This window comes from Bizionia myxarmorum, from assembly GCF_008086205.1.
Taxonomy (GTDB): Bacteria; Bacteroidota; Bacteroidia; order Flavobacteriales; family Flavobacteriaceae; genus Algorimicrobium; species Algorimicrobium myxarmorum.
The window spans coordinates 1,504,187-1,519,861 of record NZ_VSKK01000001.1 but is presented as its reverse complement, the minus strand read 5'-3'; the positions used below and the strand labels follow the sequence as shown (position 1 = coordinate 1,519,861).

The 15,675-nt window shown below is 33.7% G+C and carries 15 protein-coding genes and 1 pseudogene; 3 read left to right on the top strand and 13 right to left on the bottom strand.

The window, feature by feature from the left end; all coding sequences use genetic code 11:
* Positions 1-20: 20 nt before the first annotated feature.
* The 6 genes and pseudogenes from ES674_RS06870 to ES674_RS15700 form a co-directional block, all read right to left on the bottom strand.
* Positions 21-758, bottom strand: coding sequence for a mechanosensitive ion channel family protein (locus tag ES674_RS06870; RefSeq protein WP_170233974.1), 738 nt, complete (start codon positions 756-758; stop codon positions 21-23).
* 510 nt (positions 759-1,268) lie between these two features.
* Entirely contained in the window at positions 1,269-2,036 is a 768-nt protein-coding gene (locus tag ES674_RS15725) for a patatin-like phospholipase family protein (RefSeq protein WP_148403207.1), read from the bottom strand.
* 71 nt (positions 2,037-2,107) lie between these two features.
* Positions 2,108-3,538, bottom strand: a complete 1,431-nt coding sequence (gene cls / locus ES674_RS06860; protein WP_148403206.1) for a cardiolipin synthase — start codon at positions 3,536-3,538, stop codon at positions 2,108-2,110.
* Between the two features lie 6 nt (positions 3,539-3,544).
* Positions 3,545-4,141, bottom strand: a complete 597-nt coding sequence (locus ES674_RS06855) for a DUF6134 family protein (protein WP_148403205.1) — start codon at positions 4,139-4,141, stop codon at positions 3,545-3,547.
* Between the two features lie 168 nt (positions 4,142-4,309).
* The gene (locus ES674_RS06850; protein WP_170233973.1) at positions 4,310-4,477 is read right to left on the bottom strand and encodes a hypothetical protein; all 168 of its coding nucleotides are present in this window, start codon (positions 4,475-4,477) and stop codon (positions 4,310-4,312) included.
* Between the two features lie 141 nt (positions 4,478-4,618).
* Positions 4,619-5,876, bottom strand: a pseudogene (locus ES674_RS15700) (cation:proton antiporter).
* 186 nt (positions 5,877-6,062) lie between these two features.
* Here ES674_RS15700 and ES674_RS06840 point away from each other — a divergent pair.
* Both ES674_RS06840 and ES674_RS06835 read left to right on the top strand, forming a co-directional pair.
* Entirely contained in the window at positions 6,063-6,785 is a 723-nt protein-coding gene (locus tag ES674_RS06840) for a peroxiredoxin (RefSeq protein WP_148403204.1), read from the top strand.
* 41 nt (positions 6,786-6,826) lie between these two features.
* Positions 6,827-7,555, top strand: coding sequence for a superoxide dismutase (locus ES674_RS06835; protein ID WP_317132039.1), 729 nt, complete (start codon positions 6,827-6,829; stop codon positions 7,553-7,555).
* Between the two features lie 180 nt (positions 7,556-7,735).
* Here ES674_RS06835 and ES674_RS06830 read toward each other — a convergent pair whose 3' ends face one another.
* Positions 7,736-8,170 carry an Hsp20/alpha crystallin family protein gene (locus ES674_RS06830; RefSeq protein WP_148403203.1) on the bottom strand — a complete coding sequence of 145 codons (435 nt, stop codon included), beginning with the start codon at positions 8,168-8,170 and terminating at the stop codon, positions 7,736-7,738.
* A 924-nt stretch (positions 8,171-9,094) separates the two neighbouring features.
* Positions 9,095-10,657, bottom strand: coding sequence for an IS1182 family transposase (locus tag ES674_RS06825; RefSeq protein WP_246125982.1), 1,563 nt, complete (start codon positions 10,655-10,657; stop codon positions 9,095-9,097).
* Positions 10,658-10,887: 230 nt separating this feature from the next.
* Here ES674_RS06825 and ES674_RS06820 point away from each other — a divergent pair, with 230 nt between their 5' ends.
* Positions 10,888-11,565 carry a T9SS type A sorting domain-containing protein gene (locus tag ES674_RS06820; RefSeq protein ID WP_148403202.1) on the top strand — a complete coding sequence of 226 codons (678 nt, stop codon included), beginning with the start codon at positions 10,888-10,890 and terminating at the stop codon, positions 11,563-11,565.
* A gap of 1,486 nt (positions 11,566-13,051) precedes the next feature.
* Here ES674_RS06820 and ES674_RS06815 read toward each other — a convergent pair.
* From ES674_RS06815 to ES674_RS06790, 5 genes are all read right to left on the bottom strand, one after another.
* Positions 13,052-13,231 (bottom strand): hypothetical protein, encoded by a 180-nt coding sequence (locus ES674_RS06815; RefSeq protein ID WP_148403201.1) that lies wholly within the window; start codon positions 13,229-13,231, stop codon positions 13,052-13,054.
* Between the two features lies 1 nt (position 13,232).
* Complete coding sequence (locus ES674_RS06810; protein WP_148403200.1) at positions 13,233-13,457, bottom strand: hypothetical protein; 225 nt, start codon at positions 13,455-13,457, stop codon at positions 13,233-13,235.
* 26 nt (positions 13,458-13,483) lie between these two features.
* Entirely contained in the window at positions 13,484-13,912 is a 429-nt protein-coding gene (locus ES674_RS06805; RefSeq protein WP_148403199.1) for a DUF5675 family protein, read from the bottom strand.
* Between the two features lies 1 nt (position 13,913).
* Positions 13,914-14,669, bottom strand: a complete 756-nt coding sequence (locus tag ES674_RS06800) for a hypothetical protein (protein ID WP_148403198.1) — start codon at positions 14,667-14,669, stop codon at positions 13,914-13,916.
* 726 nt (positions 14,670-15,395) lie between these two features.
* Positions 15,396-15,671 (bottom strand): ATP-dependent Clp protease adaptor ClpS, encoded by a 276-nt coding sequence (locus ES674_RS06790; RefSeq protein ID WP_148403196.1) that lies wholly within the window; start codon positions 15,669-15,671, stop codon positions 15,396-15,398.
* Positions 15,672-15,675 lie beyond the last annotated feature (4 nt).

Genomic DNA, 15,675 nt, shown 5'->3' with positions numbered 1-15,675 from the left:
GTTTGTTTTAAATTTTGGCTTTAAGATATGTTATTTTGAGTATTCCTCAAATTTATTTGTCTAATTTTAGGAAGGCAATCTTCATGATTTTCTTGAATAAATTCAATTAATTTTTCTCTTACTTTACAACGGAGATTATAAATATCTGAAGCATTTCTTGCACTAAAGGTTGCTCGCAGTTCCATGCTGGTTTCGCCTGAATTAGTAACCAATAAATTGGCTACATTCTTATCCCATAAGTCATCATTTTTTAATATTTCCAAGAGTTTCTTTCTCATCTCAACTACTGGAAACATATAATCGACATGAAAAAAAACACTTCCAATTATTTCCTGTGAATTGAAAGTCCAATTTACAAAAGAATTGTCATTAAAATAATTGAGCGGTAATACGAGTCTTCGCCAATCCCAAATTTTAACAACTACGTAGGTAAGTGTAATATCTTCAACAGTCCCAAATTCTCCTTCAACAACAACCTCGTCATCAATTTTAATAGGTTGTGTAAAGGCAATTTGAAAACCTGTAATGAGATTTGATATTGATTTTTGGGCAGCGACACCGAAAATAATTCCTATAACACCAGCCGATGTTAAAATAGTCGTACCCAATTTCCTTACTGCTGGAATATTCCATAAAATGACCGCTATGGCAAGGGTTAAAATAATAACAATGGAAATACTCTTTATAAAGCGCAATTGGGTTATTACTTTTCTTTCTTTTGCTTTATGAACTCCATTAATATTGAATTTTTGTTTCACAATTTCTTCCACCGCATTTAATAACACAATAAATAGCCAGGAAAAATTTATGATAATGAAACTTTCTATACTCTTCTTCCAAAAAATGTTGAGTTCAAGAGTGCCAAAAGCGCTAAAAATAAATAGTATTGGAAATAGAAGTTTTACGGGTGTTTTTAAATGTAAGATGAGTTGCGCTTTTAAAATGGAAGGTCTTTTTCGATTGGAAAATTTAATGAGCCAAAAGAATAACCATTGTGTTACAAGACCGAGTAAAATGCACGTCAAGATTGTTAGCACATAGGTAATCCATGAATCGAGATTGAATTGCATTTATCTGACGTTGAAAATTATATAGAAATGCAAAATTACACGAACCTTTTTCAACTACAAATGATATAAGTCAGCTTCCAATTTGAAATAATCACTTTAGCAAATTTCAAATTTAGACAATAATAATAATAATGAGAAAATGTCTCGTAGCGTTGAATATCAAAATATTAGCAAAGATTGCAGTCCGTTTTTATGTGATTATTTTGAAAAAACCGTTTTATCTTTTTCCAAAGCGCTTTTTGTAGAAGTATAACCAAGTTGGAAGATAGCGTCGATGCTGTTCATCCCAAAGGTTCCGTAATTAACTAATTCTTGTGGGCTTATAACCATATCACATTCTGGGAATTTTGACATGGATTCTGCCGCAACTTTGATTTTATAGGCTCTTTCTACCACGGAATAGGAATGTTTTAAATCCTTGATGCCAATCTTCTTTAAAGGATTTACATAAATACCAATTATTTTATCACATTTTTCTTTCAAGGGCTCTACGGGAAAATTATTTAATGTGCCTCCATCAACATAAAATTTTCCATTAATTTCAGTAGGTGTAAAAACACCTGGAAACGAAGCAGATGCTATAATTGGTTTTATAAGTTGTCCCTTGCTAAATATCTTTGAATTGCCATCAATAATGTTTGCTGCGGTAATAAACAGCGGTTTTTTTAGAGCGTCAAAATTATCGTCTGGGAAATAGGCTTTGAGGTCATCATAAAATTTTACTGAATTGATGAAGCCAGGTTTATTGCGTGCATATCTATTGGTTTCAAATATAGAAATGGTTTTAAAGAAATTTAATATTTCAGACCAGCTTACATCTGCTGCATACAAAGCACCTACAATAGCGCCAGCACTTGTACCTGCAATGTGTGTTGGGAATATGCCATGCTCTTCCAATGCTTTAATGGCGCCAATATGCGCTGCGCCTCGTGCTCCTCCACCAGAAAGGGCTAATCCTATGTTCATTTTTCTAATTTATAGAGTTTTAACAAAGGTAATGGTTTGATTCCATATAAATAATAACATACATCAGCCCATTATAAAACTGGACTAAATATTTTAGCAACACCCTCTTTTAATCGCTCAATTTTATGCCTTTGTTTAAATTGTTGATAGTTAATCTGACTGCTTTTTTTGCAATATCTTAAAAAATCGTGTTTTAATTCATCTGTTATCCCGTTATCATACATCAGGACATTTACTTCATAATTTTGCTCAAAGCTTCGAATGTCCAAATTGGCAGTTCCGATGGAACTTAATTCATCATCCGAAATGAGAATCTTACTATGCAGAAATCCATCTGGATAGAGATAAATTTTGACGCCTGATTCCAACAAGGCTTCAAAATGGGAACGCACTGTCCATTTTACCAAAAAGCTATCAGAATTTGCAGAAAGCAATAGTCTTACATCTATACCACTCATTGCTGCAACTTGTAAGGCTTCCGATATTGCCTCGCCAGGAATTATATATGGATTGGTAATGTAAACATAGTTTTTAGCACCACTAATTATTGAAAAATAGAGTTGCTGTATCGAAGAAAAATCAGAATCAGGACCACTTGCAACCACTTGAGCTATTGAGTTTCCTGAAGTGGAGTGCTTTAAAAAATATTGAGCGTTTAATAAATTGTCCGTGCCACTCGCAAAACTCCAATCCATTGCAAAAACAGCCTGCAAACTGTTTACAACAGTGCCTTTTAACTGTAAGTGCATATCGTACCATTTCCCTAAAACAGGGTCGCCAGATATGTATTTATCAGATACGTTTATACCACCTGTAAAGCCATAAATGCCATCTACAATAACTATTTTTCGATGGTTTCTATAATTTATTGAAGAGAGAAGCCTGCCCAAACGCATTGGCAAAAAACCGTACACTTGAATCCCTTCAGCTTTAAGGTTGTTTATATATTTGTTGCTCAACGTTCTACTTCCCAAGGCATCATAAAGAAATCGTACTTCAACACCTTCTTTTGCCTTTCGAATTAGTATAGATTTAAACTTGTCGGCCAAATCGCCTTCTTCATAAATGTAATACTGAATATGAATAAATTTTTTCGCCGTTTCCATAGCCTTAAAAATGGCTTCAAAAGTGGCTTTGCCACTTTTTAAAGGAATTAACTCATTACCTACACTTGGTAAGAAATTTGAACCTTTGGTTATCAGCTTGACGAGCTTAATATGATTTTTAATCGTTATTGGAACATTCTTATCTGTAGCAACGGTATTGTAGTAATCTTCAACTCTATGAAGGTATTTTGACATATCTTCAGTTTTCCTAAACGTATAGAATTTGTTTTTTTTCCTATTTCGACCTAAAGCTAAATAAAAAAGCATCCCAGCTACTGGAATTGTGGAAATTGCTAATAGCCAAGCTAAAGTTTTTGTAGGTCGTATGCCGTAGAGCAACAATCGGCCCATTAACAAAAAAGCGATAAGAAAATATAAAATAAGAGCTAGCGTCATAGTGCATTATTCTTTTCTAGCAATAATTTTGAATTTGATTAATCCACCATCAATAACTGCTTTTGTTAAAGTGCCCATTTTATAGTAGTAGCTATTTTCTCTTCCTTTAGAATTCACTTTTTTATAAGAATGATTTCCTAATGCCCTAATTGTATTAAAACTACCATCTTGTTCAGAAAAACATTTTTTAACACTTTTAGGCTCTTCGAAGTAAAGCTGAATTGTGGCATAAAAAATAGAGTCTTTTACGATTTCTTTATCTTCTTCATCTCTTACAACGTGATAATCTTTGCCGCTCCACTGCGTGTGCGTTTTGGCGTGTGGTATCTCATTTACCGTTATATCAACATTAGCGGTTTCTAACATTTTATCATCAAAAGTCACATCGTATTTATAATTTACACGAATTGCTTTTATAATATGTGTTTCGATAGTTGTAGAACTTTGATAATAGGTTTTAGAATTTGTGATAATTTTCGTGGCTTTGAGACTACCAATAACTTTTTTATTGTGCACTATATCAAAATAGAGGTTTTCATTTTTGAGATTAGAAGAGCTTCCTAAACTCAAGAAAAACATAATAAGTATTAAGCTCCGAATCATAAAATTCTAATAATCATTTTTAGTCAATTGTCGCAAATTACCATTTTATAATATAATAAAAGCTGATTTAAGTCAGCACGAGATATTCTTATTTCCTTTTTATATATGTCACATAGAGCGTTAGATATAGATGGGAAACGTTAGACGTTCGAGACCGCCGATTTTTATTTATCCAAAGTGCGTTTCAGCAAAGTAGCGTAAATAGGTTCGTTGCCCAGCATTGCCGTGAACACCGATGCGGTTACTGCTGTGAAGATTAAGGGCAATATCAATTCGTAATTTGCTGTCATTTCGATGGAAAGCGCCAAACCTGTAATATGAAAATATCAGTTTCATGCTGTGCTTTAAGCTTCGCATGAAACATAATTATTATTGTTATTAAAATTAATAAGTGTTTCATAATGTTCTGCTTTTAGTTTAAACTTTTAATTAGGGTACAAAGTAATGGCAGGAATATTAATAATAAACTGTCTTATTCTATCTTGAATCAGGTTGTGTTTCTGGCAATAATTTCTTTATGACTTTTTCAATAGTGAGCCCTTGGACTAAAATTGAAAACACCACAACGATATAGGTTATTACTAAAAACAATTCTCTATTCATCATATCTGAAAAGGCTAAGGGCTAGTGCTATTGAAATTCCGCCCCTTAAACCGCCCCAAGTCATTATTAAGTTGGTATGAGGTGTAAATTTTAATTTCTTTTCAAAGAGTTTTATGGGAAACCATAATGATGCATATCGGCAGAAAAGTATAATTGGTATGGCTAACAAACCGGCAAGAATATAGCTTGGACTATAAGTCAATGCCAACATTTTCATGCCTATTAAAACGAATAAAATCCATTGAGTAAAATATCCATTAATTCTCAAAACTTATCGACATAAAGTTCTGTAGTTTTAGACTTTGCCATATTTCTTGCTCTATTATTACCAACAAGTAATCCAGCTGAAACCATCGCCAAGGTGCTGATAAATGCAGTTGTTGTGCAATTACAGTACCTACCATTACAGCTGCCAACGTAAGAATGACCTCAATACTAAAATCGTCTATGGACTTGAGAAGCCATAAGGTAATCCACCCAATGCATATACCTAGCAGTATGCCACCAAATACTTCTTGGCCGAATAATTTTATAATATCCATAGCGTTAACAGATTCGGCACTAGAATTTGCCATCCTTATTAGTTTTATGAATACCACTACACCAACACCATCATTAAACAGCGATTCTCCAACTATTTTTGTCTCTAAGTTCTTTGGTGCTTTTGCTTTTTTTAGTATGCCTAGAACTGCAATTGGGTCGGTTGGCGAAATTATGGCACCAAATAGCAAACAGTTTATATAACTTATTGGAATATCTAATAGTTGAAGTAAATAGAAAATGGCTATTATTACCAAGAATGTAGAAGCCAAAACTCCTCAAGTGGCAAATACTATAATTGGCCAACGCTGTTTTTAAGTTCTTGAAAATTGGCATGTAAGGCACCTGCAAACAATAAAAAGCTCAACATATAGTCCATTAAAACCTTTTCGAAGTCTATTTGTTGAATAAATTCCACTTCTACTTTTAAGAGCGTGTCGTTAAAATAGCTTAAAGCCAAAACCCCTAATGTATATAAAATGGTAATCAACATTAAGCCTATTGTAATAGGAAGTTTCAAAAACTGAACATTGATATACCCGAAAACTGCCGATAAAAAAATTAAACCTGTAATGATTAGATAATAGTTCATAAGCGTGAATTTTTATAAGTATATCTCCTTTTTAAATTATCCATAAACGCTTATTTTAAATAATTGGCAATTTAGATTTAATGCAAAGTACCGTATTCATAAACTTAAAAATCCTGACCTAGGTCATTTTAAGTAGCGGCTCCTATTCATAATTTTGACTGAAATACAACGATAAATATTATAAAAATGGAAACAATACAAGAACAAGAACAAATTACAGCAATGCCAAGAATTGGTGACGAAGCTCCAAAATTCAAAGCTGTAACAACGCAAGGTGATATTAATTTTCCAGATGATTATGCTGGCAAATGGGTCATCTTATTTAGTCATCCAGCAGATTTTACACCAGTGTGTACTTCAGAATTTATAACGTTTGCACATCTTGAAGATAAGTTTAATAAAGCTAATTGCCAATTAGTTGGTTTATCAATTGACGGTTTATACAGCCATATCGCTTGGTTACGTACCATTAAAGAAAAAATTGAATTTAATGGGATGAAGAATATCAATGTTAAATTTCCATTAATTGAGGATATCTCTATGGAAATTGCCAAAAAGTATGGCATGGTTCAGCCAAACGAAAGTAAAACGCAAGCCGTAAGAGCCGTCTTTTTTATTGACCCGAAAGGTTTTGTTAGAGCGATTATTTATTATCCTTTAAGTTTGGGTAGGAATTTTGATGAAATATACAGAGCACTAATTGCCATGCAAACGGCAGATGCATTTAATGTTGCAACTCCTGCCGATTGGAACCCTGGAGATGATGTGATTGTATCGCCTGCAGGTTCTTGTGGTATGGCTGAAGAACGAATGACTGCCACTTCTGATTTGGATTGTAAAGATTGGTTTTTTTGTACTAAACCTTTGGACAAAAATACTGTGTTAGATAAAATTCTTAAGAAGCAATAGTTTGCTTTATGATGTAAAAAAAATTAATAAATAAAAGAGCAATGATGAACAAGCGGAAATTTTTAAAGCAAGCCATGTTGGTATCAGTAGGTGCTTATGTTGCACCTTCGGTATTATTATCAGCTTGCAAATCAGAACCTAAAGAAAATAAAATTATGAAAACAACTTCAACTACAACAGACGTTTTTGAATTACCCAAACTTCCTTATGGGTATGATGCCTTTCCTGATGTTATTGACCCATTGACTATGGAAATTCATTACACAAAACATCATCAAGGATATACAGACAAACTTAATGCGGCTTTAAAAGAAAATAATATTTCAGGAAAAACGATAGAAGAAATTTTAAGCATGGATACTCTCCCTACTGCGATTCGTAATAATGGTGGTGGCTATTATAACCATAATTTGTATTGGGACATTTTAACTCCTGGTGGCACGATGAGCGACACCTTTAAAGCCAAAATCATTGAAGACTTTGGTTCAGAAGATGCCTTTATTAATGAATTAGCAGAAGCAGGTGCAAAACGTTTTGGGTCAGGATGGGCTTGGGTTGTTCAAGGTAATGATAAAAAATTGCGTATTTTCTCAACTCCCAATCAGGATAACTCGTTAATGAAAATATCAGAGATAAATGGAACACCAATTCTAGGTATTGACGTTTGGGAACATGCGTACTACCTCAAATATCAGAATAGACGAACCGAATACCTTAAGAAAATTCTAAATATTATAAACTGGAATAAAGTGGAGAACAGAATGGTATGATGTATGGTATCTCGATGAATATTAATTCGAGTATGCGATTTTAAGCATGAACACATGAACAAAATCGTTTCAATTGATGTTTAATATCGATTCAAACTTAAAATATTTTTTAAGATTTTTACAACAAAAAAAGGAGATGACTATTTTTCATCTCCTTCCTTTTTAAAATAGATTTTACAATTAGGCAATCTCTATTTTCTTTGGTTTGTGATGTTTAGATTCCTCTTTTTTAATAAGATTAAAGCTTAAGACGCCATCTTTGTATTTAGCTTTTACGTCTTCCGCTTTTACGGAGTCAGGCAGTTGTAATCTTTTTTGAAAAGAATTATAACTAAACTCTTGACGCGTATAGTTATCTTCTTTTTTTTCTTTAGAATGAGAACTTTCTGCAGAAATATTCAAGCAATCGCCATCGACGGTTACCTCAAAATCTTTTTTCGCGAATCCAGGCGCAGCCAATTCTACCTCAAAGCCATCAACGGTTTCCTTGACGTTTAATGCGGGCTCATTTAATCCTCTGGCCAATAGACGATTGTCAAAAAAATCATCGTTATCAAAAAAATCTGATGCGACAAGATTACCAAAAGGTCTTCTGTTAAATTTTACTAATGACATAATTCAAAATTTTTAAGTTAAACATTTATTATATCACTAAATTATAATGAAACTGGCCTACCTGAAATGACCTAGGTCAGACGAGTCCAATTTTCATTTTTTTACAATAACATTCAATAAGTTTAGACCCTCCTGGATTATGCCGTATCAATCAAAAGAAATAAACTTTCACAGCCTGCGAACTAGGTCATTTTTTAGATTCCATCAATTTAACAAAATTTTCAAGGTCTTCTTTATTAAAAAAATAATATACTTTTCTTACTCTACAGTGTTGTTTATACTTCATTTTACTTGTACTTACTAAATTGCCTCAAATTCCACTAAAATACGTAGTAGTACTTATTTTTTAAAATATTAAAAATATTAAAAATAGTTATATTAGACTTTTTAATATTAAAGCAGAAAATTAATAAAATGTTATTATCCCTATTAATATTTAAGATAAGAACACTTTATGTTTCTATATAACAAGTTGTGTACAATTAAAAAGCTCACTCAAACGGAATCTAAACTTGTGATTTTTGACAAATATTATGCAGATATCACTCTGGTTTTACGCTGCCGATTTATCACTCAAACGTAAAAAACAAAAACCGATATTAGCCTGGTTTCCGATTCCACTCTGACGAATAAAAAATTAAAAACACACTTTCTGATTATTCACTCAAACGGAGATTTGACTACGTGATGAATAAAAACTACCGATTTTACTCGGACGCCTAAAATATTAATCAAAATTTTATCGATAACTTATAAATCCGAGCTATTTCAAAAACTAAATCGCAGGAAATAGAGCTGTTTTTAGATTAAAAAAAATAATAACTGTACACAACAATGGTAACCGTTGCACAACGCTCTAAAAATTTATGACCAAAACACAATTAAGCCCTTTTTAGGGCTTTTTTAATTTTCTGCAACTGCCATTTAGTTAAATTTTGGTTGGCAGAAATTAAAGATTATTACGTTTTGGAGTCCATTTATTTTAGAAAATATAAGACCAAGTGCTTTTGCCTTGGTTTTTGACAGTGTCTGTGTAAACTTCAAGTACTTTTTAAGATTGTATGCCATGGCTGCTAAATGCATGACCTTATTTGCCTGTTTTATTCCTATGGTATTTATTTTCCTTAAACCCATAAATTGGGTGAGTATTCCAAAAACGGGTTCTACCGTACTCTGACGTTTGCCTTTCATATAGCTGCCTTGCGGACTATTCACACGTTTAATATTACGTTCATATTCTGCTTTGTAATACGTGACAGAAAACTTTTTCTCTTTGGCAGTTTTACCCAAACAGCGCAACTTTATTGGGCAGTCCTTACATTGATGCGTTGTGCCGCGATATTCCTTTTTTAAGGTTCCAGTACGATAATCATTAAACACTTTTTTAAAGGGAATAATCTCGCCTTGAGGACAAACATAATGGTCTTGATCTCTATTGTGGTGAAAATTATCTGGACCGCCTTTATAGGTGCCGTGAGGTGGAATAAAACTCTGTAAATTAATCTGCTCCAAAAAGGCATAGTTCTCACCACTACTGTAGCCTGTATCAGCCACGCAATTATGCCAAAGCAATCCTGAACGGTTTAATCTCGGCTTTAAACGTCCGACTATATCTTGTAAATATTGATTGTCTCTTTTATCGGCATGGTAAGCCCAAATATCCGTTATAACATGGTGTCCAGTATCTACACTTAATTGACTCATGTAATTAAGCTTTCTAGCCTTTCCTGGTTTAACACTAATACGTGCATCTGGGTCTGTAGGACTATAATGGGTTTTATTGCTTGTGTATTTACTGCCTTTATTTCCTGCTCCTTGTCGCTGGTCTTGGTCTTTTGCCCACTTTTTATTCCTGCTCTTTATTGCTCCAAGTTCCTGCTGATTGGCACTTATTGTTTGCTGTTCTTTACTGGCCTTATTTTCTTTACTTTTTCGTAATGGAACTTCTTTATCCATCGCACTAATGTGCCGTATTTTCTGTAAATGTGAAGCTAAATCTTCTTCAGGTACTTTAAGTTCTAAACTATCCATGGAAGCATTCGCTTTTATAGGTGCTGAATCTATTGCTTGAGTATGACCACTAACCATACCTTTTTCAATACACATGTGCAGCACATTGGTGAAAACTTCTTCAAATATATCTTCTGGAAAGAGTTGGCGTGTTCGGCTAATGGTAGAATGCCAAGGCAATTCATCATCCAAATCATAATTGATAAAAAATAGAACATCCAAACGCATACTGCTATGTTGGATTAATTTTCTATCGCTGATAATGTTCTCCAGATAGCCAACCAAACACAGTTTAAAAAAAACCACAGGATCAATACTCTTTTGTCCTGTAACACCATAAAAAGGCTCGGTTAATTTGTATAAATACTTTAAATCTAATACACTTTTAAGCTGTCGATAAAAGTTGTGCTCTGGTACACGTTCACTCAATAAAAATTCTGTAAACAGCTTCTCCTGATATGTCTTTTTGCCTTGCATATCAGTAAGTTAATGATTTTTATTGCAGATTTATAACCTTTGTGGTAACTTTATCAACAGAGTTGTGCAACAGGCACAATGTGTATAAAAAATGCTTACTTTAGTGCTTAAACAATGGTAGTTGCACGTTTGCTTTCTTCCGATTTTCCTTCGGAAAATCCTCGGACACAAACCCGCACTTTTCATATACGAGCCGTTCATTTTAAAGTAATTACGAAAAACAAAAAACTATGAAAAATTCATTGATTACGGCAATTCTAATTTTTATTGGGTTAACAGTAAAATCTCAAACCATTAGATATTTTGAATTTAGACAACCTTTTAACACGACATTTACATCTTTTATAGTCGCAACTTCAGACCCTATGGTTATAAATGATGTTCTAAATGATATTGCTCTACCTATTGCTGACCGCAGATTTATTAGCGGAAATATAACTAATGGAGATGGTGGTTTTAATAATGATGGAACTAATTGGTATTCTTGGCATTTTATTACTAACCAATGGTTATTAACATCATCTAATGTTGAATATTGTGATGGTATCTCATCAGCCATTGGAAATCATCCATCAGTAATTGCGGGAAACATATTTTATTTTTGTCCGTGGAATTCTTATCCTTATCAAGAAATTTCTAATCCAGTTCTATCAACAATAGACTTTGATACCAATATTCAAATTAATATCTATCCTAATCCTGCTTCAGATATAATATACTTTGAATTGACAAGTTCAAATTATCTTGAAATAGAAATTTTAAACATGATGGGACAACATATTATTTCAACAAAATTAACAAAACAAAATAATATAATTGATGTAAGTAATTTAAGAAATGGATTATACTTGATAAACTTATCAGAAGGAAATAAAAAGGAAGTTAAAAAAATAATTATAGAGCATTAATGGTAAAAAAACGACCCGCTTACAAAGTACTGTGTTAAAAAAACACGTGAAAATAAATTAATCTCTAACTAGAGTACTTCTATATATGTTTGTTCAAATATTAATCCTTCCTCAATAAGGAAATCGTATTTTAAATGTGGTTAATATCCTAATCCAGTTTATAAAATATATGCAATCAATTTGTAGCTCATTAAGTAGAACTACAAAATGCAGGAAGGCAGGTAATAAGGTGTTCGTCAGTCGTTCCATTTTGTTCCATAAAACATATCTGCAAGCCAATTCGGTATATGGTCGGTATACCGTTTTTTAAAAACAACTCTTATCTCCTACTCCATTTAGCAATTATAAGGCTTGCATATACCATAACTAGTACCACTGCGGCGAAACGTCCTCGTTGGCACTATTTATTTGTTTTATTGCACACATTCTCTCCCTCCTCACCCGTAGCTACTTTTTTACCCCAAACCCCAAATAGGTTTGCGCTATCGCGCAGATATAATGTTTGGGGTAAAACCGCTACTTCATATGATGCAAGCCTGTGGGTCGCTTCGGGCAAAACCCACATAAAAGTTAGCTTCAAAAGTTTATTTAAAGCTTTTATTGAAATAACCAGATTCTATAACATTTGATCTAATAAAGCATGTGGGTCTGCGGGTGTCACATTTTTTGAACAATTTAAGCTTGCAAATAAGATAACCCCGTCCTCGCGAACGCGGGGACCTCATTAATATTAATCACAATTTTTATTTAAAACCAAATTATAGTAAACTTAAGGTTTATCATATTTCGCAAGAAAAGCAAGAGCACCTCTTTCAATCGGTGCACTTGCCAAAACTTGAATATCCAGTAAACATCCAAACAATTTCATCCGACTAGAAAGAAAAATCAAAAAAATCCGCCACCCTTGCGGTAAACCGTTGCTGTGGTACGCACTTTTGCCGAAAAGGCAACGTGCTATTTACCACAGCACCCTCGCTCCTCTCGCAAACGGCTCGCACCTTTTAGATTACCTGCCAAGAATAATCTTTCAGAAACATTAAAAAAAAAGCTGATATTGATATTATAAAAAGGGAAACTTTAAGATTAAAATAAAAAAACAAGCAAAGATAGTAGCCTTTCTTTAGCCAACGCTATTACCCTATAAAGTTCAAGCCCTACGGGTTTTGAACAAAACTTTTTTAAGTAAATTCCATAGTTTGCATTATACCTTTTTCGATAAAAAACTTTTATCCAAAAAACTTGACAGGGTATCCACGGCTACTTTGCTCTGGCTTTCTTTTTTCTTTTCTTTTTTTCCGAAAAAATAATGAAGGGGAAGTTTTAGTCTTATAAAATATGAATTGGCACCTAAACAACCTACTGGTAAAAATGCTCAAACCATTTAAACTGAAATAAAAAATAAAGGCCCTTAATTAAAAGAGCCTTTACTTTGAAAGTATATTCTTGAAGTTACTCGCGAACTTGTTTCATTTAATAAATTTACGAATTACTTTTTAAAATATCTAAAAATGAAATTAAGGAATTTGGATACAACATAACTCACAGATGCGCCAATACTGGCCATAACAACAGTAAACAAAATATCATCCAAACTAATATTAAAGACCATAGATAATAAAGTACCACCAAAAATCCCAGCTTTAGTATTTATGTTTGTTAATTCCATACTATTCTTGTTTCTCCGATTTCTCGTCGATAACCACTGCCTGACTCACTGCCGTAATTACAGTTCCCGCAACCGTCAAATAAGTAGCAATGGTAAGGACCAAAGCAGGGATACTGATTGGAGCTGCAATAATAGCACCACCAGCAGTTGCCAATGCAATCCCTATGTTTCGTAAAACTCTGAAAAACTTCGGAGTAGGATTCGTATAACGTTCTAATATATTCATAATGATATGGTTTTTGTTTAACTCCTCTACATTCCCTCTCCTTTGGGGAGGGTTAGGGAGGGGCCTTTAATAATTAATGAAATGTCTTCTTTGCGTTCTATAGCTTGATGACAAAGTGAAAGTGTTTTTTGCATAGCCAGTCTAGAAGACCAACCTTTCCCAATCCCTGACAACTGACTCACTGGAGCCAAACAACCTTCCAATTCCTTTAAAGCATCATTAGCTGGGTGAATCAATATCAAATTGCGTTGATAGACACCAACAACCTGCAAGTGATCCTTAAACCGATTGGAGAAACGAGGTTTCAATTCATAAATCCCTTCAGGAATACAAGAAACTTGTCGTTTATTTTTTAGCCAGGGTAACTCAATCATAAAACAGATAAAATGTCCATTGACAAAGAGGGCACTATTCGTACCCTCTTTAAAATACTGTCTATGAAGTAACAAATCCATTCTACAGAGTGTCTACAAGTGCCACAGAAAGCGCATTGAAAGCACCATTTTTCAATGGATACATTTCCCCATTCACTTCCTGATAAAACTCAATACCAACCACTTCCATAATTGGTAACACCGAGTTTGGAGTTAGTCCAACATTCAAAGCTATAGGAGCCGTTTCTGGAGCTGTGTAAGGTAAAATCTCTGAACTTGCAGTTTCAAAAACAAAAGTCTCATTTACGAAATCCACCTCAACAGCACCCATTACAAGGTTAAAATGCGTGGTCCCTGAAGGCGCTGCAATTCGTACCGTAGGACTAAAAGCCGCTATAGTAACATCAGCATCCCCAGTCACTCGATGAAGAGCAACAATAAAAGGAGCAAATAAAGTGGAACCCAGTTTCCCGTTGAGGTTAAATTCAAAGCCTAAAAAGCTACTCAAATCCCCATCCTGAACTGTACGATCACCTCTAAGATTTACAGGATCCGTTTTAATAATAGCTACCAGATCTTTAGTTAATCTACTAACCACACGTTTGTCTTTTGCGTTTTGCAACAGCACTCTAATAGAATTCCGAATCAACTTACCGGCTTTCCCGGCACGCCCAAATTCAGAACCATTCTCACGAGTACGTTGAAACGCAGGATCATTAGCGATACGTTTGCCATCAATACCACCTTTGGTACGTGCTAAATGTCCGTCGCTACTTTTGTAAAAGGAAATATCATCCAGAGTTCCCTTTAATTTAATAATACCAGTTTGTCTTGCCATGGTTTCAAAATTTTTTATTTAATCAAAACTCCGTATATTTATTAAGCCATCACAAAAACACATCCCTCCCATGCCGAAAATGACTTTTTTTGCCATTTTAAACCAAGTATGATAGTAGTTTCATGTATAGATAAAGTATGGATAGAGTATGGGCAATATCAAAAGACTATGTATTTACCTAAAAGATATTATGCGTATCACTGGTAGATGTGAAAGATACGGCCGTAAGCTATTAACCGAGGTTAGGGAATACTTTGGCAAGCAAACACATCAATTTATAACTACAGAAGAGTTCGCCGAATATAGTGGCATTAAAGAGGAAGATATTAAGCATTACCTTGAATAAAAGGCATACGTTTTAATATTATTTGATACAATCTGACTAGGTTTGAATTTTAGTTTTTCGTAACTTAATAGAAAGGTTTGAAAGTCATTTAAAACCAAACTCGTTCATTCAAGAAGTCTGCTATTCGGTTTCCATTTGCAATGCAAATCTGTAAACCTCAACAATATCAACTGTTTGCCGATTGGGTATGAATCCAGTTGAAGTCACGAAAAAAGAAAAAAAATCCAAGCGTTAAATCAAGCTCGTTTAAATTTGTAAGTTTGGATTTTTTGTTTTCAAAGCGGAGTTTTATAGATTAGAAGCAATCCGAAGGGAAACAAAAAAAGCAAGCTAAAAATATAGCTTGCTTTTTTAATTTTGTAAAATTGTTTTGACCTGATTTAACTAATTTCAGCACTTAAACCGGCCTCTAAAAGCATAGTGCACATAGGTTCCAGTTTTTTATAAGATCCTGTTTTAACCGTGCATTGACCTTTATAATGAACTAAAATAGAACATTGCTCGGCTTGTTCCGCCGTATGATCGCAGGCGTAGATTAATGTATTAATAACGTGATCAAACGTATTGACTTCATCATTATACAATATTATTTCGTTTTCAACCAAAACATCTTCCTGTAGTAAAACTTCTTCTAATGTTTGTTCTTTGGTACTCATGATT

Coding starts and splice junctions, on each gene's coding strand:
- ES674_RS06830 (WP_148403203.1), bottom strand. CDS start 8,170: ATGTCATTAGTAAAATTTAACAGAAGACCTTTTGGTAATCTTGTCGCA.
- ES674_RS15725 (WP_148403207.1), bottom strand. CDS start 2,036: ATGAACATAGGATTAGCCCTTTCTGGTGGAGGAGCACGAGGCGCAGCG.
- ES674_RS06850 (WP_170233973.1), bottom strand. CDS start 4,477: ATGAAACTGATATTTTCATATTACAGGTTTGGCGCTTTCCATCGAAAT.
- ES674_RS06835 (WP_317132039.1), top strand. CDS start 6,827: ATGATGAACAAGCGGAAATTTTTAAAGCAAGCCATGTTGGTATCAGTA.
- ES674_RS06825 (WP_246125982.1), bottom strand. CDS start 10,657: ATGCAAGGCAAAAAGACATATCAGGAGAAGCTGTTTACAGAATTTTTA.
- ES674_RS06790 (WP_148403196.1), bottom strand. CDS start 15,671: ATGAGTACCAAAGAACAAACATTAGAAGAAGTTTTACTACAGGAAGAT.
- ES674_RS06805 (WP_148403199.1), bottom strand. CDS start 13,912: ATGGATTTGTTACTTCATAGACAGTATTTTAAAGAGGGTACGAATAGT.
- ES674_RS06855 (WP_148403205.1), bottom strand. CDS start 4,141: ATGATTCGGAGCTTAATACTTATTATGTTTTTCTTGAGTTTAGGAAGC.
- ES674_RS06820 (WP_148403202.1), top strand. CDS start 10,888: ATGAAAAATTCATTGATTACGGCAATTCTAATTTTTATTGGGTTAACA.
- ES674_RS06840 (WP_148403204.1), top strand. CDS start 6,063: ATGGAAACAATACAAGAACAAGAACAAATTACAGCAATGCCAAGAATT.
- cls (WP_148403206.1), bottom strand. CDS start 3,538: ATGACGCTAGCTCTTATTTTATATTTTCTTATCGCTTTTTTGTTAATG.
- ES674_RS06815 (WP_148403201.1), bottom strand. CDS start 13,231: ATGGAATTAACAAACATAAATACTAAAGCTGGGATTTTTGGTGGTACT.
- ES674_RS06810 (WP_148403200.1), bottom strand. CDS start 13,457: ATGAATATATTAGAACGTTATACGAATCCTACTCCGAAGTTTTTCAGA.
- ES674_RS06800 (WP_148403198.1), bottom strand. CDS start 14,669: ATGGCAAGACAAACTGGTATTATTAAATTAAAGGGAACTCTGGATGAT.